Raw genomic sequence first — 23,387 nt, 5'->3', positions numbered from 1 at the left:
CCTCAAGGCGTTAAATACTAAACCCAAACGCTGCCAAGGCGCTCAGGTAAGGGTTGTTGCCACCGAGCGTCAAGGTACTGAGCTCGCGGCGAACCGGATAGGTTTTGCGCAACAGATCAAAGCCGTGGCTATGCAGTTGTGCACGTAAAATGGCGTCATCACGACGCACATCGTAAATTAGGTGAACCAGGGCGCCTAGCTCCTCCTTGCTCCAACTCTCGCTCAGAGTGAGCTGAGCTAGGCTTGGTGTCGGTAAGTGCTGCGCTAAATCACTGCTAGGTGTTAGACCCAGGTGCTGGCACAGGGCTTGATACAGCATCAAGGTGCCACGGCCCTTGCCTTCTAGCGTGTGTCCGGCAATATGCACCGAGGCCAACTCCACATAGGGCAACAAGTCTTCGAGTATGTCCGGCTCGTTTTCCCACACGTCCAAGACCAAACATAAATCATCTTGGGCTTGTTGACGCACTAACAGGGCCTGATTATCGATAACATCGCCACGACTGGCGTTGATCACAATTTTACCCTCGGCCAGAGCATCAATGCGCTGCTTATCGAGTAAATGATAGGTGCAATGCTCACCGTCTTTAACCAGAGGCACGTGAAAGGTGATGATATCGGCCTCGGCTAACGCCGCCTCCAGGCTGTGCCAGTCACCGGCATCACCCGCGCCTGCCGTGGTGGGTCGACCAACAGGGTTTTCACACCGATAGCGGCGAGTTTATCCGCCAGACACTGGCCGATATTGCCCACACCAACAATGGCGATGGTTTTGTCGAACACCGAGAAATGCTGCTCTTGCGCCAGGGCAAACACCGCACTGAGCACATATTCGGCTACGGCCACCGCATTACAGCCTGGGGCACTGGCAAAAGGCACCTGGCGCTCGGCCAGGTAGTTTTGATCTATATGATCCACGCCTATGGTGGCGGTGCCGACAAATTTTAAGCTGGTATTTTGCGCCAATAACGCAGCATTAACCTGGGTCACCGAGCGCGTCAGTAATACGTCCGCATCCTTGACCATTTCTGGAGTCAAGGCCCTGCCATCGAATCGCTCAATTTCGCCCAGAGGGGCAAAAAAGGCATCCACAAGGGGCATGTTTTGGTCTGCTAATATTTTCATTATTTATCCTAGCAACAACGGCGGAGCGCTATTTTAATCATGCTGCTGCCACAAAGCAAAAAAGCCACGCAATTGCGTGGCTTTTTCTGCAAACTCAGGTCGGTATTAAGCTTTGTACTTGCTCATTACCAAGGTCGCGTTGGTGCCACCAAAACCGAAGCTGTTAGACATCACGGTGTTAAGCTCAACATCACGACGCTCGGTCACAATGTCTAGGCCTTGTGCCTGCTCATCCAGCTCGTCGATATTGATAGACGGCGCTACGAAGTTGTTCTCAAGCATTAGCAGTGAGTAAATCGCTTCGTGTACACCTGCCGCGCCTAGGGCGTGACCCGTCATCGCCTTGGTTGCACTGATAGCAGGTGAGTTACCACCGAATACTTCTTGAATCGCACCCAGCTCTTTTACGTCACCCACAGGTGTCGAAGTGCCGTGCGTGTTCAGGTAATCAACCGGCGTGTCTAGGTCTTGCATGGCCTGGCGCATACAACGTACCGCACCTTCACCCGAAGGGGCTACCATGTCGTAACCGTCAGACGTGGCACCGTAACCTGTGATTTCAGCGTAGATGTGCGCGCCACGAGCAAGGGCATGCTCTAGCTCTTCAACAACCACGATACCGCCACCACCAGAGATAACGAAACCGTCACGGTTAGCGTCATAGGTACGTGATGCTTTTTCAGGAGTCTCATTGTACTTGGTAGACAAGGCACCCATGGCGTCGAATTCCATTGCCAGGGTCCAGTGTAGCTCTTCACCACCACCGGCAAAGATCACATCTTGTTTACCCAGCTGAATTTGCTCAACCGCGTGACCGATACAGTGTGCAGATGTGGCACAGGCCGAGCTGATTGAGTAGTTAACGCCTTTAATTTTAAAAGGAGTGGCCAAACACGCAGAGGTGGTGCTCGCCATAGTACGAGGAACCATGTAAGGACCTACACGCTTAACGCCTTTTTCACGCAGGGTATCCGCCGCTTCAACCTGGTACTTAGATGAACCACCGCCCGAACCAACGATAAGGCCAGTGCGCTCGTTAGATACTTGCTCATCCGATAGTTTAGAATCGGCAATCGCCTGTGCCATTGAGATATAAGCATAAGCCGCCGCATCACCCATAAAACGGAATGCTTTGCGATCAACGTGCTCTTTTACATCTAAATCTATGCTGCCAGAAACCTGGCTGCGAAGGTTATATTCAGCAAACTCCGGGTTAAAAGCGATGCCGCTTTTGCCCGTTTTTAAAGACTCTAATACTTCTTCTTTATTATTACCGATGCTTGAAACCACACCGATACCCGTAATTACGGCTCTTCTCATGAGAATTTACCCTGCTTATTCCTAAATTGCGTGTAGTGTACGCGGAAACTTCCTACGAAGTGGTCATTCCAGCGTACATCTGTACTCTGAATTTTTCAAGCGTGTCGCGATGATCTTTTGGTGACAATATACGTGCCGCTTTAAAGACGCTAAAATAGTGGCCAAACTGTTAAGCCTTGAGTCTTCATGATCACCCACGCGACTATCCATTTTAATGACACCGGCACGCCGGTTGCCGATGCCTTTGACGATGTTTATTTTTCCAACGAAGACGGCTTGGCCGAATCTGATTTTGTATTTTATCAGCATAATCATATAGATGAGAGATTAAAAACGCACCCGCGCAAACATTTTGTGATTGCCGAAACCGGTTTTGGCACCGGCCTAAACTTTCTTAACGCCTGGCATCGCTTTAGCCAGTGTGCCGATAAAAAGGCTGAACGCCTGCATTTTATCTCCTTTGAAAAATTTCCCATTCGCAAAGAAGACCTGGCCAAGGCCCTGAATAACTGGCCACAGTTGAGCCAATTCGCCGAGCAACTGCTGGCCCAATACCCGGATGCCCTGCCCGGTTGCCATCGTTTGCATTTCGATAAGGTCACCCTGGACTTATGGATAGGCGATGTACAAGACTCCTTAACACAGCTTAATTATGGCAGCGCCGGACTGGTCGACGCCTGGTTTTTAGACGGCTTTGCACCGAGCAAAAACCCGGATATGTGGCAGCAGAGCCTGTTCGATGCCATGGCCCACTTAGGCCGCGAGCAGGCCACCTTTGCCACCTTTACCGCAGCCGGTTTTGTCCGTCGCGGCTTGAAGGATGCCGGCTTTGAGGTACAAAAAGTAAAAGGCTATGGTCGTAAACGGGAGATGATCGTCGGTCAGCTGACTACACCTACCGCACAGGCCAACTACCCAGCTCCCTATCAACGCCAGGCTCGCACCTTAAATAAGGTCGCCATTATCGGCGGCGGCATCGCCAGCAGCCTGTTGTTGCATCGCCTTAGCGCCCGTAATATAGCCGCCACCTTGTTTTGTGCCGATGGCGATTTGGCCCAGGGAGCCTCGCACAATAATCAAGGAGCCCTCTACCCGCACCTGCAGGCGGATGTGTCACCCTCAAGCGAATTCTTCGCTCATAGCTTTATCTACGCCAAACGCCTTTATGAGCAGTTGCTGGCCGATGGCTATGCCTTCGACCATCAATGGTGCGGCGTCTTGTTACAAGGCGTAAAAGAGGAAATGCGCAAACGTCATGCTAACCTGGTGGCCAAGGATAACTGGCCAAGCTGGCTTATCCATGAAGTGGATGCCGAGCAGGCCAGCAAATTAGCCGCCGTGGATATTCCTTATGGCGGTCTGTTTATCCCCCAAGGCGGCTGGTTGAGCCCACCGCAACTGGTACAGGCGCTAACGAATGCCGCCTGTCAAAAGGTGGCACATGAACTCAACTTCAATACCCCTATCCGCTCCCTGAGCCAACAAGACGGACAATGGTATCTAGAGGGCGAGCAGCAGACCTATGGCCCGTTCAACGATGTCTTTATTTGCATGGGTGAGCACAGCGATAGCCTGCTGCCGGGTCAGGGGTTGGCACTGCAAAGCGTGCGCGGACAAGTGTCACACCTGCAAAGCAGTCCAGCGTCAAGCAAGCTCAATACCGTGCTCTGTCACAAGGGCTATTTCACCCCGAGTAATCGGGGCGCGCATTGCATGGGCGCCACCTTTACCAAGGACACCCAAGAGCGGGATATTCGCGCCGAGGATAACGACAGCAACTGGCAACAATTTGCCGACTTTTATGGCCAGAGTGAATGGACCGAGGAATTAGGCAGCATTAGCGGGGCGAAAGCGGCGATACGGGCCACCTTAAGCGATCACCTGCCGCTGTTTGGTCAATATGCCCAGGACCATGAGTATATGAAGGCCTTTCCGCAACTGGGTGTGGGTGTTTGGCAACAAGCCGAGCCGTTGCAGCACGAGTATACCGGTTTGCACCTGTTTACCGGCCTCGGAGCAAGGGGATTATGCAGTGCGCCTCTCTGTGCCGAAGCTCTGGTCGCGAGCCTGTGTGACGAGCCAAGCCCACTGAGTTTACGGGTCGATCAGGCGCTACACCCGGCCCGATTTATTATCCGCGGCCTAAAACGCGGACAAATAACATGATTTTTCGTTAAACATGGGTTAACTTTATATATGATAAGTAATAAACCTGAACTGGGATAGTAACTGCTTGAGCTGTAACTTATTTATTCTCTTAGCAAGGACAAGGCGAATAAAGCCCTAACCCCACAACGCAGGTTAATAATTTTATATAAATGGAGTGAAATCATGAACAACGCGCTTCGTCGAGCGGCAACCTTAACATTTGCGGGCCTGTTAATGGCCGCCAGCCAACAGGCTAACGCCGACTTATCTATTTTGCCGTTGCCAGAAGATTTTCAAACCCACATGACGGTGGAAAAGAAGTACCCTATGGTATTGGACGGTTTCACTCGCCTTAGCGACACTCAAGTACAGGCGTTTTACAGCGATAAACTGGGTGAGCCAATGAAGATCACCAGTGATATCGATCGCTTTACCCTGTTTTATAATGTTGCCGGCCACCCGCTGCGCATCGCCGTATACCAACGCGGTGAATGGACGGAAATCAGCGCCATGGTCAATGCCAAGAGCGCAAGCGACATGTAAGCACAAAAAAGCCAGCAACTCGCTGGCTTTTTACTTTTCTCTCATGCCTGCTAAGGCTTGGCAATCTGAATCACCACGCGGCGGTTTTTCCCCCGGCCGATCACGGTTTCATTGGGCGCAACATGGCGCTTTTCACCAAACCCTGTGGTAACCAGCTTACCCTCGTCCACGCCCAACTCTTTGATATATTCGGCAATGGCCTCGGCCCTGCGCTTTGATAGCTCCAGGTTATTCCAGCGGCCACCATAACTGTCGGTGTAGGCGGCAATGGTGACCGACTCTATCTCTTTGTCATGCTTAAGGTATTCGCCAATTTGCTGCAGACGTTGCTTCGACGACTTGGTTAAATCACTGGAGTTTTTCTTATAATTCATCACCGTAAAGGCAATGTCTTCAAAACTATAGGGAAGCAAGGCATCGCGGCATTGCAGAAAAGACCAATAGGCGGATGGGAAATTAATTGCCGATAACGCCACGGCAATGCGGTCTTGCTCATTGCGCCAATCCTGATAGTAAAAGGTTGGATGATAGCCTTTTTCCAGCTCGGTCAGCATGAGCCAGGCGGTGTCGTTATTAAGCTCGCCATCGAACTGACGTAACAGCTCCATGGAGGCCAAAGCCTTACCCTGCTGACCCGGACGCCAGCTTGGCGGCACCGATTCTAACGCCGCCACATCATAGTTATTAGGGCGTACCACCATATCGAGATTGAAGCGTACGTCTTTGTTTTTACTGGCAACACTGCGAAATACTGCATCGCCATAAAAAGGCACGGCATGATTAAGCTGACACTGCAGGCGCGAGTTTTCAACCATTTCCCAGGTTGATGATTGGGCATCGGCCGTATAAGTGCGCATGGCCGCCTGAGCGCCAGTGCTAGCCACAAGTGCCATAACAATGGCGGTATACTTAATCATGGGTTTCCCCACCTCGCTGGTTCTTTGACATCAAATTACAATCTAAAGTTACAAGCAATATATGTACCATTACCAGACGGCTCTGTGACTAGAATAATTTTTCCTTAGCCCTGTTGGCCGCGTCGAGTTTTTGCCATAATAGCCGACCTTTATCGGCTTTGGGCAGTAATTAGATGGCAGACGCACAACAACCTCTTTTTTCACAACGCTTTCGCGGCTTTTTTCCTGTAGTTATCGACGTCGAAACCGCTGGCTTTAATAAAGAAACCGATGCGTTATTGGAAATTGCCGTCACCACCCTAAAAATGGATGACCAGGGGGTGTTGAGCCTGGACCAAACCCAGCATTTGCATATTACCCCGTTTGAAGGGGCCAATATTGAGCAAGCGGCCATCGAATTTAACGGCATCGACCCGTTTTGCGCGCTGCGCGGTGCGGTTGACGAGCTTGATGCGATGAAAAGCATTTGTAAGTTTGTGCGCAAGGCACAAAAGGATGCGGGCTGCCAACGTTCGGTGGTGGTTGCTCATAACTCCGCATTTGATCACGGCTTTCTTAATGCCGCCATTGAGCGCTGCAAAATTAAGCGCACGCCGTTCCACCCCTTTGTGAGCTTTGATACCACCTCTTTAGCGGGATTGGCACTGGGGCAAACCGTGCTGGCCAAGGCCTGTCGTGCCGCTGGCATCGAATTCGATAACTCTCAGGCACACAGCGCCCTGTATGATACCGAGCGCACCGCCGAGCTCTTCTGTTATATCGTCAATAAATGGCAAGCCCTCGGCGGCTGGCCTTTGCCGGTCGAAGAATTAGAAGAAGCGCAAGAGCAAACGGCCTCGGAGTAGCTCCGATACCCGCAAACAGGGCTGATGATAAGTCTTTTGGTCTGCAGAGCGCATTTTCTTGCACAGTAATTAGGCTAAGGCTCCTGATTTATAACAATTTCTAATATCGTGCTTGTGGTAAAGGCGCCGACTCAGTTATACTACAAGGACTGAAACGTATTTCAGGGGCTGATTAGGATTCGACGGGATTCAAGAAGCCTAAGGTGCATGTCGAGGTGCGGTTGGCCTCGTAAAAAAGCCGCATTTAAAGTAATCGCAAACGACGATAACTACGCTCTAGCGGCATAATAGCCCGCTAGCACTTCTCCGGTGTATGTCTGTGGACCCGGTTCTGAAGTGTCACCCTACACGGACTCGCTACGGAAACCCTGGCCGGGGTTGAAGGGCTAAAACTAAGCGGCCTCGCCTTTGTTTATCGTGTTCGTCCGAGACTCAAAGGTTAACCAATAGACGATACTAAACATGTAGGACCGAAGGTCGACGCTTTCCGGACGGGGGTTCAAATCCCCCCAGCTCCACCAACACAAGGTCCATTAAGGACCATTAAAAACCCGCAAACCCAATAAAATAAAGGTTTAGCGGGTTTTTTATTTCCATTACAGTCCAAAGTGAACTTGTAACATCCAATGTTTTTTGTAACATTAAACGTAACAAAAGCATTTATGCTCAGAAGGATTTGTTACATATGGCTGTTACACCACTTAACAATACTCAAATCAAGAATTCCAAGCCAAAAGATAAAGAATATAACTTGTCTGATGGTCAAGGGCTGTCAATACGCATTATGCCAAACGGCGGTAAGTATTGGATTTTCAATTACACCCACCCTACTTTGAAAAAGCGACGAAACTTGAGTCTTGGTCCGTATCCAGAAATGACCTTAGCAAAGGCCAGAGAGATCAGAAGCGAATACCGAGAACTAATTCGAAATGGTATTGACCCTAAAACACATAAGATCGATCTAAAAAACAATCAATATGCTGCGCAGCAGCAAACACTTAAGTTAACCGCAGAAGAGTGGTTTAAAGTAAAACAAACCGAAGTAAGCGCCAACTACGCTGAAGATGTTTGGAATTCTCTAGAACTGCATATATTCCCATCAATAGGTAATACACCTCTTATTGATATCACGGCCCCAAAAACCATTGAAGTTATAAAGCCAATTGCGGCTAAGGGAAGCCTAGAAACAGTAAAAAGGTTATGCCAACGACTAAACGAAATCATGACATATGCAGTAAATACCGGGCTTGTACATTCAAACCCTCTGACAGGAATAAAAGCCGCTTTCGCATCTCCTCAGAAAAAAAGCTACGCCACGCTCAAGCCTGAAGAGCTTGGTAAGTTGATGAAAGATATTAGCTATGCAAGTATCAAAAGGACAACTAGGTTACTTATAGAATGGCAGTTACACACAATGACTCGCCCGTCAGAGGCGGTCGGTGCCAAGTGGGAAGAAATTGATTTTGACAAAGAACTGTGGATTATTCCGGCTGAACGGATGAAGAAAAATTTAGAGCATAGAATCCCGCTAACGCCACAAACGCTCTCAATCTTAGATATGTTAAAGCCGATTTCCGCCCACAGAGAACATTTGTTCCCCGCAGACAGAAACCCGAGAAGCCATATGAATGAGCAAAGTGCTAATGCGGCGCTGAAGCGAATGGGCTATGGCGGTAAGCTTGTTGCGCATGGCATGCGTGCCCTAGCAAGTACAACATTAAATGAAGAAGGCTTTGACCCAGATGTTATTGAAGCCGCGCTTGCCCACTTAGACAAAAACGAAGTTCGCCGGGCATATAACCGTGCAGAGTATATTGAAAAGCGCAGAGAGATGATGTGCTGGTGGTCTAATCATATTGAAAAGGCTAATTCATAATTAGGGCTCAGCAAATCTCTTCGGGATTTTTTTGAATCCCATCAATGATCGCACTGGCTGTTTGCCTGCGAGCACCACCTTTACTCCCATCAACTCTTCTAGCAAGAGACTCTAGTGCCGTATTCACGATAAGCACCGGTGTATCAATATGCCCGTCGCCTTGTCGAGGAAACTTTGCATCGATGATACCTGCAGTCAGCGGGGCCTCCATGCTTCTTGGGACATTACTGATTCTTACGGCCGTATCTCGTTTACTGAATTGCTCTTCCAACGCTCGAAGCATGACCGTAGCGTTATCATCGAGCTTGCTGGTTTTGAGTTTGGAAGACATCAATGAACGAACGACCTGATTGTTCAATAGCACCTGAGCCTTTGCTTGAAGCAGGTTGTTCCTCTCTACATTTGCGATTTTGCTTTGGTTTCGGTGAGTGTCTTTAGCGAATTTATCTATCTGCGATTGAGCGCGTTGGATGCTAGTTTGGTCCTCACAACTCTTGACATCATCGGCAGCGAGAGCTTGTTTCACAGAGGTTGCCAGTTGCATTCTGTTGTTATGATCTAAATACGCAATAGCTGCACATTCAATGTTGTCTTCCTTTGAGTGAATAACTTGGCAGACTGGTTCGTCAATTTGCTCCAATACGAAATTAAGCAATCGCTCAAAAACGGGCTCACCGTAGGTAGCGAAATAAACGTGCGAGCCATCCGGTAGACCCGTATCAAATAAAGACCTATCGATAGTTAATACAGAGCCATCAACGATCGATTCAATGCCATTTAAGGTAAGGTATTTTCCACAATCACTCAGCTTGCAGCCAATTTCTTTGAGGAATTCTGATTCAATTAGGGTTTGCCAAATTTCAGTTAAATAAACCGGCAGAGGCTGTTTGCGGTATGTTTGGCTGAGCCTTACATACACATTAAACATTTCCTCCACAGGTACTTCCATAAGCTTGTTGTTCGCTTGTTGGATTTTGGCTCGGTCCATTGCAGCCTGTTCTACCTGTTTTTCAGTCATCGTCCCTTCGGCCAATTTTTGGAACTCTTCCGTACTAACAGGGAGCATTGAGAATTGCTGTGTTCCTACCACAAGATTTGCGCTAGCCAAACGATTCAATAAGCGCTCATAGACAAATTGCTCTGCAGAGTCAGCAAAACATAGATTGAGAACAAAAATCTCTTTGTGAGTTTGCCCAATACGGTCGATACGACCAATACGCTGTTCAACCTTCATTGGGTTCCAGGGCAAATCATAGTTAACCAGTAGATCAGAGGTTTGTAAGTTAAGACCTTCAGCGGCAGCGTCGGTACAGAGCAAAATATCGATATGGCCTTGAACAAATCGATGTTTGATTACGTCACGCTCTACACCCACCATTTGATTCTTATGTGGGTCGTAGTAATGCCCACCTTCACCTGAATAGGTTCCTATGAGTAGTTCGGGAAATTTGGCCTGTAGTCGCTCCCGGATATCATGAAGGGTGTCGAGAAAGCGGGTAAAAATTACGGTTTGCTTAATGCGCTTGCCCTCGATGCGGGGCTTGAGTGCGGTCAGTAACGCTCTGAACTTATTCGAGTCCTCATAGATGTCAGCCAACTCACCTAGCAGTGAGTCGAGCATATCGCGTTCCCACCTTAGATCATCTTTGGTCCTGTTGTTGAGCAGCATTTCAACTGCGTCAATGTCATCGTCACCACCGTCAATGAGTAACTCCTGAAGCTCCTCATTATCGGTAGGATCTGTACTGTATTTCAGTTGCTCAATGAGCGTTGCTTCAACTTTTGTTTTACGTCGCGAAAGTGTCAGTTGTAATGCCTTAAGGCTGGATGCAAATCGTAGGCGCAAGAAGCTTAAATAGAAGCCTAGTGCCACCTGACCTGGCTCATTGAGCCCACTAGCCAGAAGCTGTTCTCTCAATCCTTCGCAATATTCACCGAGCAGGCCATCTACGCGAGCCTCTTTCTTGGTAAAGGTTATTCGGGGTGTTGGAATAACGGTTCTATCGGCTAGGTTTGCGCTGAGCTTGCCTTTCTGTCGATAAATTTTGAGCAAATCACGCGTATGGCGCTGCATCACTCGAGACAGTGGTGCTGCCGCAAATAATAGTCTCGCTAAGGCGGCGAGCTCATGTTGCATTGGGATCGTGCCACGATTTAACCATTGCTCCAGCGAGATCTTCGACATAGGATCAATGACTACGTCGTTAAGATATCGCCAAAGTTTCGGGTCCAGGTTTTCTATTGTCGTGACGGACTTACGAATAAAGTCCCATTCTTCCTGCTTTAGCTTTTCGCCAGAGGCAACCGCATTAACAAGGCGATAGTAAGCCAGCATTAATGATGGGTCGTATTGAAATGCGCCAACGCGATTGGTGAGCCGAATCAAGTCACTCACTTCCACAGGGTCAAGCTGCATCGGCGTTGCAGTTGCCAAGAGCAAGCAGTGAGTATTGCCTCGCATGTGATCAGCAATAGTCTGATATAGCTGATTAAAACGAGGAAAGCCTCTCGTTCCACGTTGAGAGTTTTGCCGACGGGCATAGTGAGCCTCATCCACCAAGGCCAGATCGAATTTATCCGCTTGATCCAGCAATCGGCGTCTTTCCTTTCTCGCCATCAAACCTGTCGATACGATCGTTAGGTTAGGGCTATATAGACTGCCGATAAACTTTTTCTCTTCAAGAGGAAAGATCGATTCACTTTGCGGTGATGGAGATGCTGTTACTCGGTCAAACCCAAGATAAAACTTGGTTGCCATTTCACGTTGCCACTGGCGCGTCAAACTGGCTGGGGCTGCTATAAGTATTCTTTCTGCACGTTTGCTTAAGTATAGCGAGCGGAAGGCTAGGCCTGCCTCAATGGTTTTACCGAGTCCAACCTCGTCACACATCAGGTGCGATGCTGGAAAGTTCTCGATAATTCGTCGAGCAACCACTTCTTGATGGGGCCAAGCCTCAACTGGTGCTGTATACATACCAACGTATTCACCATTAGGCATCAAAGGTGCGTATTTCAGAGCGGTAAAACGTAATGCATCCTTACTGGAAATCTTAGGTTGCTCAAGCTCCGCGGGTTGGTTGTCGATCTCTACTGGAACCGTGATACTTTCAGAAAAACGCAGTAGCTTTTCACGCACAGCCGAAGGCAGGTCTTTAACTAAAAAAGCAGGATGGGTGTTATTCCACATTGCATCAAATGATTGCGCAGCGTCGGCAATTTTCGCACGTTCTTTTTTACCTTCCCACGAGCAATCAACGTCGACATTCTCTGCATTACGTTTCAGCGCTGTTTCTGATTCGTTCCACGAACCACTGGCATAGAGGGTTTCGCCTTCATCATCGTATGCCAGTGCCCATTTTTCATGCACGTAGCCATCTTCACTGGAATCCAGGCTGATTGCTTCACCGGTCTGGGCATGTTTCCTTAAGGCAACTTTTATCTCTAAGTGGCCATGGGCAACCATCCAAGAAAGTAACTCGACACCACGCTCAGCTTCTTCTGGCCATTGTTCTTTACCGGTAAGTTCCTGATCAAGATGCGATTCAAGAATGGCATGCTGGCCGTTGATAACGGCTTGCACATCTTTAGGTGTCATATCGACGCCAGCAATCAGGCGCATTTTGCCATCGCGATTAACAAAAGAAGTCATGCCTCGACTGGCAAGAGCAAGCGACGATGAACGGAAGAAACCAGCTACCCGATCATAGCGAACAATACGTTGCAACAATGGCACATAGAATTCCCGCAGAATATCTACGGCAGGCTCTCCCGGTGCTCTCACCTGAGATGTTTTATAACTGTATTCCCAGTTAAAATCTTTCAGCCCCATTCGACGCCTAGCTCCTTCCAAACCAGTCTTATTGTTGCCTTAAGCCAAACAGTAGTGCTCGGGCTTCGTTACGTGCTTCTGGCGTTTCGGCTTCCTCTCCCCAAACCTCAAGCAAGTCGAGTATGATGTTGTCATTGCCTTCACGCTGTTCATCTAAATAAGCACGTGCCACTGGTACATCACCTTCGCGGAACTTCAGCAACAGGCCATGCAGTACATCCCAATCTGATTGTGGTTTAGCAACCCGGCGAGCACTGCGCTCTTGCGGTTTAGCCAAACGCAGCTTGGAGCCTTTTTTCACTAATGGTGCGGCGTAGCCTTTGTCTTCGGCAGCTTGACCTGCAACGGCAGTACGACCGCTGATCTCGGTGTTAATACCCACCATGCGGCCTTCAATGCCGTAACCACCGGTGCGGGTTTCGAGGCTAATATTGAGCGAGCGCGACAGGTTTAATACTTCGGTAAAGGAAGCCTCATTATGCCCCCAGATACCGTACATGGTCAGCGCCATGGCAGTTTCAGTATCCAAGTCGTCAACTGAGATATTGCCATCCGTAATCACTTTTATCTGGTGTTCTGCAACGACTCGGCTGGCTTCGTTCATGGCGCGAATAGGCGATACTTCTTCATCGCCATCCATTACTGGCCAGTTTTCACTTAATACCTGAAGGGCGCGACCGTAACAGGCAATCATCTGGTCAACGGCGTTGAGTTTCAGTGGTCTGAATTCATCAAGGCCTGCTTCTACAGCAAAGCGAATTTGGTGTTGTACGCCGGTGCCGCCCAAGCCAGACCAAAAAGCAGCTTGTGTTTGTACTTCTTGGCGTTTTCGGCAGGTGATAAATATCGAGCTTGCTGCGGCAGCTAAATTTAGCTGATGAGTTGAATAGCCAAATTCGGATTCCACAGGGAATGATGCGGTTATCACCCAGCCAGCCTCAATTAAAGACCTAGTTAATGTCTCCCAGGCGTCTTGCGCTTTATGGGTGAACATCAGAGTCATTACGCCATTGTCTTTTACAACTCTGCGACTTTCTTCAAATATTTCCTGCATTAGCCTTTGATATTCGGCCTTGGCATTTTTCGCGGAACCATCTCTCGATGGGTTGGCGACAGCTTCATCTCTTTTGTTGGTTAATCGGATTGAAAAGACATCAGGATATAGGTCTTTTAAAGTTCGCTTTTGCCAAACGTAATAGAAATCCGATAACTCCGCATACTGAACGTTGTCATAGTACGGAGGGTCCATACACACCAAATCTACGGATTTATCTTCAACCCCTTCTATATGCGCTGCGGTGCCATTCACGATTTGAAGAGGAGGCTTTCCTTGATATGTGCTATGTACACTTTCTAAAAGACCACTTAATTCTTTATAGGCTTTAGCAGCTTGTTTCTGACCCCATCTAGCACCCGAATGAATTCCAACATAATTCATTTCTCCATAAGTCCATTTGAGGGAGTAATCATGGCGACCAAAGGTTCCTGATACTATGCCTCGCTGAGTAATCCAGCGAGTTTGTCTGCTGTTATAGTCTACAATTTTGTCAACACCAAACTGCAGGTATGTAATGATGGCTTTTGCTTTTTCAAATCCATACCTATCGATAATCTCCGGTTTTAAGCTTTGAAGTGACTCCATAATATGTAGGTGTGCCAAAAGCTGCCTACAATTGAACATGTCAGAAAACCTATTCATCCCATAACGGAGTGGTTCGCTGGTTTTAGAACCATCTGGCAATTTCTCTGTTGGGATTAATCCCTGATCCTCAAAATACTCCCATTTATTCTGAAGTTCTTGATTAGCTATGTTATAAATATCGATATCAGATTGGGTTGGAGCTCGGAAATATCGTACTGTCTCAAGTTTAGGTGTGCCTTTGAGTTCTCCAGTAGAATATACCTGCAACTCTCCTTTCTTATTGATTTTTGGTTGCGTCCGTGTGGCTACGACTACGTAGATAGTATCCTTCCATTCTCCGATTTCAGATTCGTTCCGAGCTTGTCTCTTGATTTCATCGCCTTCGATAGCCTGACTGCAATGAATACATTGCCCAATTCCTCTTTTAACTGTACCAGGCTCGGGATTCTCGCCATTAGGACCTAGTCCTTTTTGACACTGGTATGTTTCAAAATGATAAGGAGCATCGTTATTGCCTTTTTTCGGAATTGGCTTTACACCCCAAGCATCGCTATTTGCTTTAGATAGCCAACAAGTATTTAGTAAAGGTGTTTTTTTAAGACAGCTTGGGCATGTAACCTCCCGGCAATATAAAAAATCTGCAATTTCTTCTTTCTTATAACTGTCAATATATTCAGGATAATTTTCAAGATGTATGGAAAGCTTTTTAAATTCGCTATTTGGAATATCCCCTGTGGCGTAGAAAGAACTGAGTTTAGGCTCAACGAGGTCAACAAGTTTTGATCCCCACTCAGTAATTTCATCCAAAAGGCTAATTCCGAAGCGCGAGGGAAAATCCAGAGTCGCATTTAGTATGGTTGTTGCTACTGGATTCAGTTCATTTGCAATTACCTTATGACCTAGTCGTAAAGCTTCAAATGGAATAGAGCCACCACCCGACGTGGGATCAAGAACAGTTAGTCCAGAAGGCTTTACTGGATGGTCATTTTGATATGCTCTGCTGTAGCCATAAAGATCATCATTGTCCCAATTGAGTTCGCCACCCAAAGCCTCTTTAACTTCTGGTAGTTTTTTAAACTCGATCCGCTCATTAGTGTGAGCAGGGTCACCCATTACTCGTCTAATGCTCAATACTTCACCGCTATGTAACTGCCCTAGATGTTGAGACTCTTTCTCCCATCGCAGTAATACCGGGTTGTTAGCAAGCTCGACCGAATGTTGCTTAAGCAGAGCAATGGTTTCCAAGTTCTTTGCTCTTCTGGCAAGCTCTTTATCAAAAGCGCGTAAGACAACAGCGTCCACCTTTAATGATTCGATAGCCCCTGATTTTTCAATCCGTTCCAGTAGCTTGCCTGTGAGCACCCACTGGCCACCATTTAGCTCGACAACTTGCTTTTCGATACCAAGCTCTTTAACAAATGTCTCGACATTCGTTTCTTCAGGTAAAAGAGAGCCTGCGATAGCGGCTCTACTAGGCGTCAGAGGGCGGCGCGCCCACCAAACATGTAAGTAGTATATTGGTGGCAGCATATTGCTTGCCCCGCGCTCCCTAGCGGTTTCGGCACCTACCTGGTGGCAAGGAAAGCCTGCCTCAATCAGTCGTCTATCGGTCATAACGTTCAATTACCTTAATTTGTTCAGCTGGCGAGTAATGCCAACATCATTATTTGTTGTGCCACATAGCATGGTGCGTAATCCAGCGACTGCCCAGCGGTTTGCATCGGCACCGTAGTGAGTAGTGCGGCCTAGCCAATAGGCAGCCTCTTCGCGGCTAAATCGCTGTACTCGTCGGGCGAGCAGTTCAAGACGGTCAGGGTTGTGAAGGCGAGACTGCAACTTTACAATCAAGGCAATTTTTGCTCCGGCTTCTTCATCTAAAGGTAGGTTATCTCGCAGCTTGAAACCTTCTTGGCTTATAAAGCGTTGCAGGTCTAAGGGCACGCCACCATCATCAACCACTTGCTCCAAAATAGGCTTGAGGCGCGGCGAAAGTATTTTTAAATTTTCACCATATAGGGTGCCGCGATCACGCAGACTTCCGAGCTTTTTACCGCTCTCGGAGGTTTCTTTTTCAACACGTTCTTTGATCACCAAAACCGTACCGGTGTGATCAGCGAGCTCAGTAAATCGCAAGACAAAAGGTGCTGTGCGCCAGCGATTTTTTAAGGTCTTGTCGAAGAGCTCTTGTAACGTCAGTTTCTTTTTAGTCATCAGCTTGTTTTACCAAATCTAAAAATGCACAGTCTTCTGGTGCATTTTGAATGTCTATCATTGCCTGACTGTCGTCGCCTACACTTGTTAAATCGGCGAGTACCTCAAACAATTCGCTTAATGCCTTCATGTCTTTGCTGGTGGCGTTGATTAGGTCAAGATTTAACTTGCCACCGCCTGGTAGATGTAAATAAGCCAGGCGCAAAGTATCGGGCTCGGTTGTTGCTCCTCGGCTGTATAGGGAGCTGATCTTATTGAGCTGTTTATGCAGCGCTATAGCAAGTCCATGGCCTTGTTTTGTGTAGCGGGTATCTTCCGGTTGTACCCAGCCTTTCTCTGCTGCCGTTGCAGGCGTAACGAGCATGTCGTCTTCCTGCGTTTGATGGAACATGGCAGAAGAGCCATAGATTAGGTTCGGGCTGTCTTCATCGCTTGGCTCTCGCACTTCATAGGTATACACGCGACCGGTTTGGACGATGTTATCTACCGCTTGCAAGACGGTGCTGTTTTGCACGCTGCCATGCTTTTCTTGAACCTTTGCGATGACTTCTTTGACCTTGGTGCAAGGCTCTTCAGTCATCACTTGTTCAACCCATTGAGTCACTTGCTCAACCGCAGGTTCGGCTTCCGGATTCCAGCCACGCTGTTTGGCACCTTGCTCAGATACCAACTTCCAGCCTTTTTCGGACAAGTTAACGTCTAGTGGAATTCCACCGGTTTCACGGCTGTGGAAGTGCTCAGGTTTGGTGGATTCGCTTGATTCCATGCGATACAGGCACCATTGGCCTTTCTCTACACCGCTGCGAATGATTTGTTCCAGTACACGTTGATTGTCCAGAATTGGCCAGCGACGGTTTTGATTAAACTGGTTGCTGATTTGCTCCAACGATGGGGTTTGGCTGATACTGCCAAAGATGAGTTGGCCGAGTTGTAACAGCATGGATTGTGTCGCTGCTGCTTCAGCGGTGATCAATTCACCTTCTTCAGTCAGGACTCGACGAATCTCTTCATCCACAGATAAGCCGCCTTCGCCGCCTGCTTGTTTGATGCTTTTCTGGGTAACCTGACCCGAAGCGCCTGGGAATAAAATAGTGTCGTAAGCCTGTGCAACCGAGGTTTGTAGCGCCATTTCTCGCTCTTTAAGCTTGGCAGTGAAGCCACTGTCTTGCAGCTTGGCCGCTGACATGCCGTAGTCTTCGGGCTTGCTCTGTAAGCGACGCATGGCGATAACGGTGCGTGCGACATCATTTAAACGGTCTTTGCGGTACTGGGATTTTTTGACTCGATCTTCGCTCCAAGTATCGCCAGCGACTTGAACGGTTTCTGGCACCAGCATGAATACGTTGTTTTGCTCTAAGCGAGGCTGACCGTTACCAGCTGTTGTGGTCATATCCGTTGGATCGACCTTGTTTGCATCCAGGCGAACAATGGCTAATACAGGGCGACCAGTTTTATCAGGCACGTGCTCGGGTGCAGAGACATCTTGAGCCACTTGGAAGGTTGGGCTGTTGTGACTAACCACTTTACGTGCCACGACCGTGAGCTGCTCTTCAACATCATCGGGCTGGAGGCCTTGTTTAATCGTAGAAACGATACGCGCTTCGGTAGGATCAGTATGCGCGTAGAAACGACCGTCTTTTGCGCGTAGATAATAGGCTTCGTTTGAAATAGCTTTTAATGCCGCTTCAACCTGTGATGGCGGGATATTAGGCATCGCCACTTCAAGCAATGCATCGGCAAATGTAATGCCGAAGACATTAGAAGAAAGACCTTCGCCACGGCCGATAAGGCTATGCAGAAATACGGTTTTCCAGGTCCACTCGTAAAGCGGTAAACCTTGCGGGTGAGGATTGTTGCGATCAAGGTTTTGCGCAACAGATAAGCCCATCTCCAGGTTACTTGAGTCTGCACCACCCACATCGGCATTGAGAACTGTTAATAGGTCATTCGCGCCGGTACGACCGATAAGCTCATCTGCTAAGTCTGGGTTTGCCATGTTTAGATGGCTGGTATGTACCAAAGGAATTTCCATGCGCTTTTGCCAAATAGTGCGAATGGCCATGGCCAACACGCGTAAGACTCCTCGCGTGCCTTGGAAACTTTCAGCAGAGGCAAGCTTATTAGTCAAGTAGGCAATAAAACTTGGGTGGAATGGGTAATTCGCAACAATCGATTTGCTGTAATCGTCGCGGGTAGCTGTGTCAGGTAATTGCGAGCCACTGCGCTTATACATTTCCATATAGGCTGTGGCGGTTGTAGAAGCTTCGGCACCGTTAATTTTAGTGAACAAGCGACGTGCCAATACTCGAGAGATCTCCGTGGGACGTACAGGTACCGTTGTGGTTGCATCACGCTTTACAACACTCATGATGCTTTGGCTTGCTCGCTGCGCTAGTGCGGCAGCTTCTTCTTCATCAACATCTCGGCCTAGTGTTGAAGATAGAACCCCCTGCAGCATGCCGGTTTGACCTTGGAATGCATCACTTTGGCTGGCAAGGGTAAGCACAATACTGACACAGCTATGAGTACGTGCGTAGCCTAGAAGTGCCATTAAAAATGCACTAATTTGTTCACCACCGCCTACGTGAGCAGCTTCATAACGGGTTGCGTATTGTGCCAGCTCGTCGAGCATGATCAGTACTTTGCGACCTTCAAACATACGCTCCAAAAAGTATTGGCCTGGGAATGCCGCTGAAGTCACTTCTTTAATGTTGTCGTTGTAGAAGCTCTCGCCGCCAAGCTTAATTGCCATTTCTCCCCAGAGAGTATATGCCAGTACTTTTTCACCGCTGGGTGCGATTACCGGCATTTCATCACAGGCAATGGCAACAACATCAATGCTACCAGCAGGCTGTAGAACTTTAGCTTCAACGACATCTGCAGCGGCCGATACAATGTCGCTTCCGCGATGGCTGAGATGTGTTAGCGCGATCAAGGTGTGGGTTTTACCACCACCGAATGCTGTTTCTAATCGGTGAATAGCTGGCTTGCTGCTATCACCATTAAGGCGACCCATTACATCCCGCACGACGCGGCGTAAGCCTTCGGTCGGGAAAGTTGCTTCTCTGAAGAACGCTTCGGCATCTGTGTAGATTGAATCAATCGCGCTGCCTTTTCCTGAGTATGCGGAGGCAACCTGACTGATCGAGGCAGTGAAGATTTCAGGATTGAAAGAACCTTGGATGATATCTTGTCTAGGGTTACAGTTTTGTAAAATACTCATTGAATTTAATTCCATTATTATTCTGATACTTATTTGTTGAGGCCTTGCAGCCCTACTTCTTTTAGTGTAAGTATTTGATCTTCCGCCTAAATTGCTCTTTCAAGTTCACACTTATATTAAAATTTTACATGAGAGAATATGGGAAAATTTAGGAGTATTCAATTTTAAACACAAAAAGCTCATAATCGCTGTTTTGGTGAACAATCATTGCCTTAAATTCACTCATTTAATCTTTAACATAATCACTTCAAACTCGCTTTAGTTATTAATTTAATCTCTAATCCACTACCTTTCTTGCTTCTTGTTTCATATCTGTTGGGAAAGTAATCAAAGAAGTCTGATAGTTTTTTTAAAGAATAATTTCTTGGATCGAAGTCTGGTTTTAGTCGTTTAATATATTTACCGACTTCACCTAGTTTTGCCCAACCAGATTCATCACGATAATTTTGCCAAGCTTGATGCATAAGCTGCCATAACTCTTTATCCACTTCGTTATCGATTGCTTTATTGTTTTGTGGGCTAAGTTCAGGCTCTAAGTTTTCTATGCTTATAAAGTCATCACAAGCGTTCTTGAATGATTTAGGGGTTGTTGTTTTACCAACACCTATGACTTGGATTTCAGATTCTCGTAAGCGAGTAGCCAAGCTTGTGAAGTCACTGTCGCTGGAAACTAATGCAAATGCGTCAAACCTACCGCTATAGAGTAGGTCCATAGCATCAATTATCATTAAGGCATCTGTTGAATTCTTTCCTGTGGTGAAAGCAAATTGTTGCCTCGGCTGAATCGCTATCTCGTTTAACGGTTTTTTCCAATTTTTAAGTTGATCACTAGAAAAATCACCATATGCTCTTTTTACAACAATTTGTCCATAACTCGACAATTCATCAATTATCAAATTCAGTTTGCAGTGCTGTGTGTTTTCAGAATCAATGAGTACCGCAATTCTTTTATTTTCCATTATGCTTTAAATCCTTAACTTGACCTTCCACTGGGCAGTCGAACATTATCATATTTTTTAAAACGTCACGGCATAAAAAAGAGATAACACTGCACTAGGCAGCGTTATCTCTAGCAGAGATTTTACCTTCAATCCATTCTAAAACTTCTTCCTCTACCCATGCAACGGCCCTAGGCCCTAGCTCAACTTGTTTTGGAAAAATCCCATCTTTAATAAAGTTGTAGATTGTTGAACGGCCTAAACCTGTAATCTCTTTCACTTCTGCCAGTTTGATTAATTTCATCTTTTTACTCCGATGTATTAGTGCACATCATGGAGCTGGTATGTAAAAAAATATCAAACCAAAAAATTACACTTCTATATTACTTACGCGCATATCAACCTAACTAAGGAGTTAACTATGCGTGACGTATCAACATTAACTAAACAAGAGCAATGTAAAGTGCTTGAACAAGCCGCTGCGGTATTAAACCTAAAGCTATCTAAAGACACTGTGTTTGAGTCGCCTAATGAGGTTAAGCAATTCTTAGCATGTAAGCTGAGAATGAATGAGCGGGAAATATTTGCGGTTTTACTACTTGATTCTCAAAACCGACTGATTGAAATGGATGAGCTGTTTTACGGCACTATCAATGCTGCATCGGTTTACCCAAGAGAAATTGTTAAAACCGTACTAGCAAACAATGCCGCTAGTGTGATTTTGGCTCATAACCATCCATCTGGGGTCTCTGAGCCTTCTTTTGCAGATAAGCAAATCACCAAAAAAATTGCTGACGCGCTTGCTCTTATTGACGTGCCTGTGCTTGACCATTTGATTGTCGGAGAATCAGTTTATTCAATGGCAGAACATGGTTGCCTAGGCGCCTAATCCACCAGCTCCTCATTTTTACATTTTGGGAAGCTGCCACTTTAATAAAATCAGTAACTTACAAATCCTTTCTGATTTTACTTCTCTTTTTCTTCATTTAAATCCAAATAAGGAAGCATCATGGCTGAAGTTCACGCGATTAAAGACCCCCAAACCATCAGTATGATAGGTCATTTGCTAGAAATCCGATTTAGTAAGCAAATGGCCCATGTATGGAAACTAGGTATCAACCTTGCCCTAAGAGTCTCTGACTTACTAAATTTAAGGTTTGATGACATTCAAAATGACCGTATTCATGTTATCGAAAAGAAAACAGGTAAGTTAGCCAGTATTAAACTCAATGATAAAGCACTCACGATTATCAACGAGATTAAAACCTCTCACCCTACTCACGATTACCTCTTTCAATCGTACCGATGTAATCAAACAAAGTTCGGTATACCTAAGCCGCTCTCTCGAAGAGCTGTAACTCACGCATTTCAAGAAGTAGGACACGAGCTCAAGTTAGCACTCGGTACTCACTCAATGCGAAAAACACGTGGCTATCACCTATACAAGCAATCAAAAGATCTTGGTCGTGTGATGAAAATGCTACGCCATAGCTCAGAAGGTGTCACCCTTCGTTATATCGGTATCACTCAAGAAGAAGTCGATCATGACTTTGTTTCACTGGAATTATAAGGAGGTTCGTTATGTTGAAGTTTTTACCATTTGTAACGCCACTGGTAAACATGGTGGAAGGTGTCGTGGATAGTTGTAGAGTTCAAGTCACTCCAGTTGAGGGCTCTATTTTGTATTGCGACTTGGTATTTGGTTACGCAGAACATTCAGGTGTCTATATTGGTGATGGCCAAATTGTTCATTTGAATGGACAAGGTAAGGTAGAAGTAGTTTCACCGTATGAGTTTGTTGAAGGCACTACAGCCATAAATATTTATGTTTCATGCCGTAACAAATATGCTGTTGGTTGCGACTTCACAGCAGACAGGGCTCGGCAAGCAATTCATGACAAACGTAACTACAATGTGTTGCTAGATAACTGCCACCAATTCTCAGCAGGATGTATTACCGGTGATTTTGAAAACTCGTCCAATATGTTAAGGCTGCTGAAATATGAGTGCGAGACTTACTTCAGAGCAAATATTTGGCGACAATGGGATATTGATTTGTTTTAGTTAAAGTGGGCTATACGCCCACTCCCTTACTTACTTTAAACTATAGCCGAAGTTGCGATGTGCAGAACTATACTCTTTTGTCGTGATTTTGCAGTAATAGCTAAGCCTATTTATTACATCACCGTATTGCTTTGGATATAACATACTATTTGAATCTACTCGATACTCGCTGTTCTGAGGAAAATGAACCAACCCGTAAGAAAGAAATGAATCAAGGTATAGCGCTTTATTCCAAGCAATTTGAATACTTGAAGCTATCGAATTGCTAGCTAAGTCATAAGCTCCTGTGCCCCTAAAACAATCCGCATTTAAAAAGATAGCTACATGGTAGTGTGGGTTTAATGAACTCCCACGCTCGCGAGCCCAAACGTACCGAATGCAATTCGGGTGAACGCGTTTACCCTGCCCCCTCCGTTCAGCTAACACTTTATCTACTTCTCTTTCGAAGTTTTTAAAAAAGAGGGATATTGACCGATTAATTACGTCAGCGTGCACACAGCTTCCCTCCCAACTTTGAGGAAAGCTTAGGCCAAAATTTATAACTAAAGTTCTTGGAAACTGCTGAAGTGCATTATCTAGAACGATTTTCGTTCTATCTAAGTACTGAACAACCATCCCATGGTTATTATTCACGCTAAGACCTTGATAAGAGCTAGCTGTATTTATTGTTAAGTGTTTAGGTGTTTTATTTGATTGATTCATCTGA

General features: G+C 46.7%; 16 protein-coding genes, 1 other RNA gene and 1 pseudogene. 8 read left to right on the top strand and 10 right to left on the bottom strand.

Going from position 1 to position 23,387, the window contains the following annotated elements:
• Window positions 1-10 precede the first annotated feature (10 nt).
• Window positions 11-1,125: pseudogene (locus C2M36_RS13795) on the bottom strand (4-phosphoerythronate dehydrogenase).
• Between the two features lie 105 nt (window positions 1,126-1,230).
• Complete coding sequence (fabB, locus tag C2M36_RS13790; protein WP_105255386.1) at window positions 1,231-2,445, bottom strand: beta-ketoacyl-ACP synthase I; 1,215 nt, start codon at window positions 2,443-2,445, stop codon at window positions 1,231-1,233.
• 186 nt (window positions 2,446-2,631) lie between these two features.
• Here fabB and mnmC point away from each other — a divergent pair, with 186 nt between their 5' ends.
• Window positions 2,632-4,611, top strand: coding sequence for a bifunctional tRNA (5-methylaminomethyl-2-thiouridine)(34)-methyltransferase MnmD/FAD-dependent 5-carboxymethylaminomethyl-2-thiouridine(34) oxidoreductase MnmC (gene mnmC / locus C2M36_RS13785; RefSeq protein WP_105255385.1), 1,980 nt, complete (start codon window positions 2,632-2,634; stop codon window positions 4,609-4,611).
• 165 nt (window positions 4,612-4,776) lie between these two features.
• Entirely contained in the window at window positions 4,777-5,136 is a 360-nt protein-coding gene (locus C2M36_RS13780; RefSeq protein ID WP_105255384.1) for a hypothetical protein, read from the top strand.
• A gap of 50 nt (window positions 5,137-5,186) precedes the next feature.
• Here C2M36_RS13780 and C2M36_RS13775 read toward each other — a convergent pair whose 3' ends face one another.
• On the bottom strand, window positions 5,187-6,053 hold the full coding sequence (locus C2M36_RS13775) for a flagellar protein MotY (RefSeq protein WP_105255383.1): 867 nt from the start codon (window positions 6,051-6,053) through the stop codon (window positions 5,187-5,189).
• Window positions 6,054-6,226: 173 nt separating this feature from the next.
• Here C2M36_RS13775 and rnt point away from each other — a divergent pair, with 173 nt between their 5' ends.
• The 3 genes from rnt to C2M36_RS13760 all read left to right on the top strand — a co-directional run bounded on the left by rnt (window position 6,227) and on the right by C2M36_RS13760 (window position 8,774).
• Complete coding sequence (gene rnt / locus C2M36_RS13770; RefSeq protein ID WP_105255382.1) at window positions 6,227-6,898, top strand: ribonuclease T; 672 nt, start codon at window positions 6,227-6,229, stop codon at window positions 6,896-6,898.
• 164 nt (window positions 6,899-7,062) lie between these two features.
• Window positions 7,063-7,419, top strand: a transfer-messenger RNA (tmRNA) gene (gene ssrA / locus C2M36_RS13765).
• 164 nt (window positions 7,420-7,583) lie between these two features.
• Window positions 7,584-8,774: an integrase domain-containing protein gene (locus tag C2M36_RS13760; protein ID WP_105255381.1), complete on the top strand. Its 1,191-nt coding sequence runs from the start codon at window positions 7,584-7,586 to the stop codon at window positions 8,772-8,774.
• Window positions 8,775-8,781: 7 nt separating this feature from the next.
• Here C2M36_RS13760 and C2M36_RS13755 read toward each other — a convergent pair whose 3' ends face one another.
• The 6 genes from C2M36_RS13755 to C2M36_RS13730 form a co-directional block, all read right to left on the bottom strand.
• On the bottom strand, window positions 8,782-12,603 hold the full coding sequence (locus C2M36_RS13755) for a helicase-related protein (protein WP_105255380.1): 3,822 nt from the start codon (window positions 12,601-12,603) through the stop codon (window positions 8,782-8,784).
• 28 nt (window positions 12,604-12,631) lie between these two features.
• On the bottom strand, window positions 12,632-15,859 hold the full coding sequence (locus C2M36_RS13750) for a DUF1156 domain-containing protein (protein WP_105255379.1): 3,228 nt from the start codon (window positions 15,857-15,859) through the stop codon (window positions 12,632-12,634).
• Between the two features lie 9 nt (window positions 15,860-15,868).
• Window positions 15,869-16,456, bottom strand: coding sequence for a DUF7680 family protein (locus C2M36_RS13745; RefSeq protein ID WP_105255378.1), 588 nt, complete (start codon window positions 16,454-16,456; stop codon window positions 15,869-15,871).
• A complete protein-coding gene (locus tag C2M36_RS13740; protein WP_158678953.1) occupies window positions 16,449-19,679 on the bottom strand; it encodes an ATP-binding protein in 3,231 nt (1,076 codons plus the stop codon). Before C2M36_RS13740 ends, C2M36_RS13745 begins: the two co-directional genes overlap by 8 nt.
• A gap of 242 nt (window positions 19,680-19,921) precedes the next feature.
• Window positions 19,922-20,638, bottom strand: coding sequence for an NYN domain-containing protein (locus tag C2M36_RS13735; RefSeq protein WP_105255376.1), 717 nt, complete (start codon window positions 20,636-20,638; stop codon window positions 19,922-19,924).
• A 94-nt stretch (window positions 20,639-20,732) separates the two neighbouring features.
• Window positions 20,733-20,921 (bottom strand): AlpA family transcriptional regulator, encoded by a 189-nt coding sequence (locus tag C2M36_RS13730; protein WP_105255375.1) that lies wholly within the window; start codon window positions 20,919-20,921, stop codon window positions 20,733-20,735.
• A 117-nt stretch (window positions 20,922-21,038) separates the two neighbouring features.
• Here C2M36_RS13730 and radC point away from each other — a divergent pair, with 117 nt between their 5' ends.
• The 3 genes from radC to C2M36_RS13715 all read left to right on the top strand — a co-directional run bounded on the left by radC (window position 21,039) and on the right by C2M36_RS13715 (window position 22,681).
• Complete coding sequence (gene radC / locus C2M36_RS13725; protein ID WP_105255374.1) at window positions 21,039-21,506, top strand: RadC family protein; 468 nt, start codon at window positions 21,039-21,041, stop codon at window positions 21,504-21,506.
• Between the two features lie 120 nt (window positions 21,507-21,626).
• A complete protein-coding gene (locus tag C2M36_RS13720; protein ID WP_105255373.1) occupies window positions 21,627-22,187 on the top strand; it encodes a tyrosine-type recombinase/integrase in 561 nt (186 codons plus the stop codon).
• Window positions 22,188-22,198: 11 nt separating this feature from the next.
• On the top strand, window positions 22,199-22,681 hold the full coding sequence (locus C2M36_RS13715; protein WP_199883051.1) for a lecithin retinol acyltransferase family protein: 483 nt from the start codon (window positions 22,199-22,201) through the stop codon (window positions 22,679-22,681).
• Between the two features lie 30 nt (window positions 22,682-22,711).
• Here the strand turns inward: C2M36_RS13715 and C2M36_RS13710 are convergent, their stop codons facing one another.
• The gene (locus tag C2M36_RS13710; protein ID WP_105255372.1) at window positions 22,712-23,383 is read right to left on the bottom strand and encodes an inovirus Gp2 family protein; all 672 of its coding nucleotides are present in this window, start codon (window positions 23,381-23,383) and stop codon (window positions 22,712-22,714) included.
• Window positions 23,384-23,387 lie beyond the last annotated feature (4 nt).

This window comes from Pseudoalteromonas sp. T1lg75 (assembly GCF_002964705.1).
In the GTDB taxonomy this organism is placed as follows: Bacteria; Pseudomonadota; Gammaproteobacteria; order Enterobacterales; family Alteromonadaceae; genus Pseudoalteromonas.
The sequence above is the reverse complement of the archived record's forward strand: the minus strand, read 5'-3'. Positions and strand labels throughout refer to the sequence as shown.

Coding starts and splice junctions, on each gene's coding strand:
- fabB (WP_105255386.1), bottom strand. CDS start 2,445: ATGAGAAGAGCCGTAATTACGGGTATCGGTGTGGTTTCAAGCATCGGT.
- mnmC (WP_105255385.1), top strand. CDS start 2,632: ATGATCACCCACGCGACTATCCATTTTAATGACACCGGCACGCCGGTT.
- C2M36_RS13780 (WP_105255384.1), top strand. CDS start 4,777: ATGAACAACGCGCTTCGTCGAGCGGCAACCTTAACATTTGCGGGCCTG.
- C2M36_RS13775 (WP_105255383.1), bottom strand. CDS start 6,053: ATGATTAAGTATACCGCCATTGTTATGGCACTTGTGGCTAGCACTGGC.
- rnt (WP_105255382.1), top strand. CDS start 6,227: ATGGCAGACGCACAACAACCTCTTTTTTCACAACGCTTTCGCGGCTTT.
- C2M36_RS13760 (WP_105255381.1), top strand. CDS start 7,584: ATGGCTGTTACACCACTTAACAATACTCAAATCAAGAATTCCAAGCCA.
- C2M36_RS13755 (WP_105255380.1), bottom strand. CDS start 12,603: ATGGGGCTGAAAGATTTTAACTGGGAATACAGTTATAAAACATCTCAG.
- C2M36_RS13750 (WP_105255379.1), bottom strand. CDS start 15,859: ATGACCGATAGACGACTGATTGAGGCAGGCTTTCCTTGCCACCAGGTA.
- C2M36_RS13745 (WP_105255378.1), bottom strand. CDS start 16,456: ATGACTAAAAAGAAACTGACGTTACAAGAGCTCTTCGACAAGACCTTA.
- C2M36_RS13740 (WP_158678953.1), bottom strand. CDS start 19,679: ATGAGTATTTTACAAAACTGTAACCCTAGACAAGATATCATCCAAGGT.
- C2M36_RS13735 (WP_105255376.1), bottom strand. CDS start 20,638: ATGGAAAATAAAAGAATTGCGGTACTCATTGATTCTGAAAACACACAG.
- C2M36_RS13730 (WP_105255375.1), bottom strand. CDS start 20,921: ATGAAATTAATCAAACTGGCAGAAGTGAAAGAGATTACAGGTTTAGGC.
- radC (WP_105255374.1), top strand. CDS start 21,039: ATGCGTGACGTATCAACATTAACTAAACAAGAGCAATGTAAAGTGCTT.
- C2M36_RS13720 (WP_105255373.1), top strand. CDS start 21,627: ATGGCTGAAGTTCACGCGATTAAAGACCCCCAAACCATCAGTATGATA.
- C2M36_RS13715 (WP_199883051.1), top strand. CDS start 22,199: ATGTTGAAGTTTTTACCATTTGTAACGCCACTGGTAAACATGGTGGAA.
- C2M36_RS13710 (WP_105255372.1), bottom strand. CDS start 23,383: ATGAATCAATCAAATAAAACACCTAAACACTTAACAATAAATACAGCT.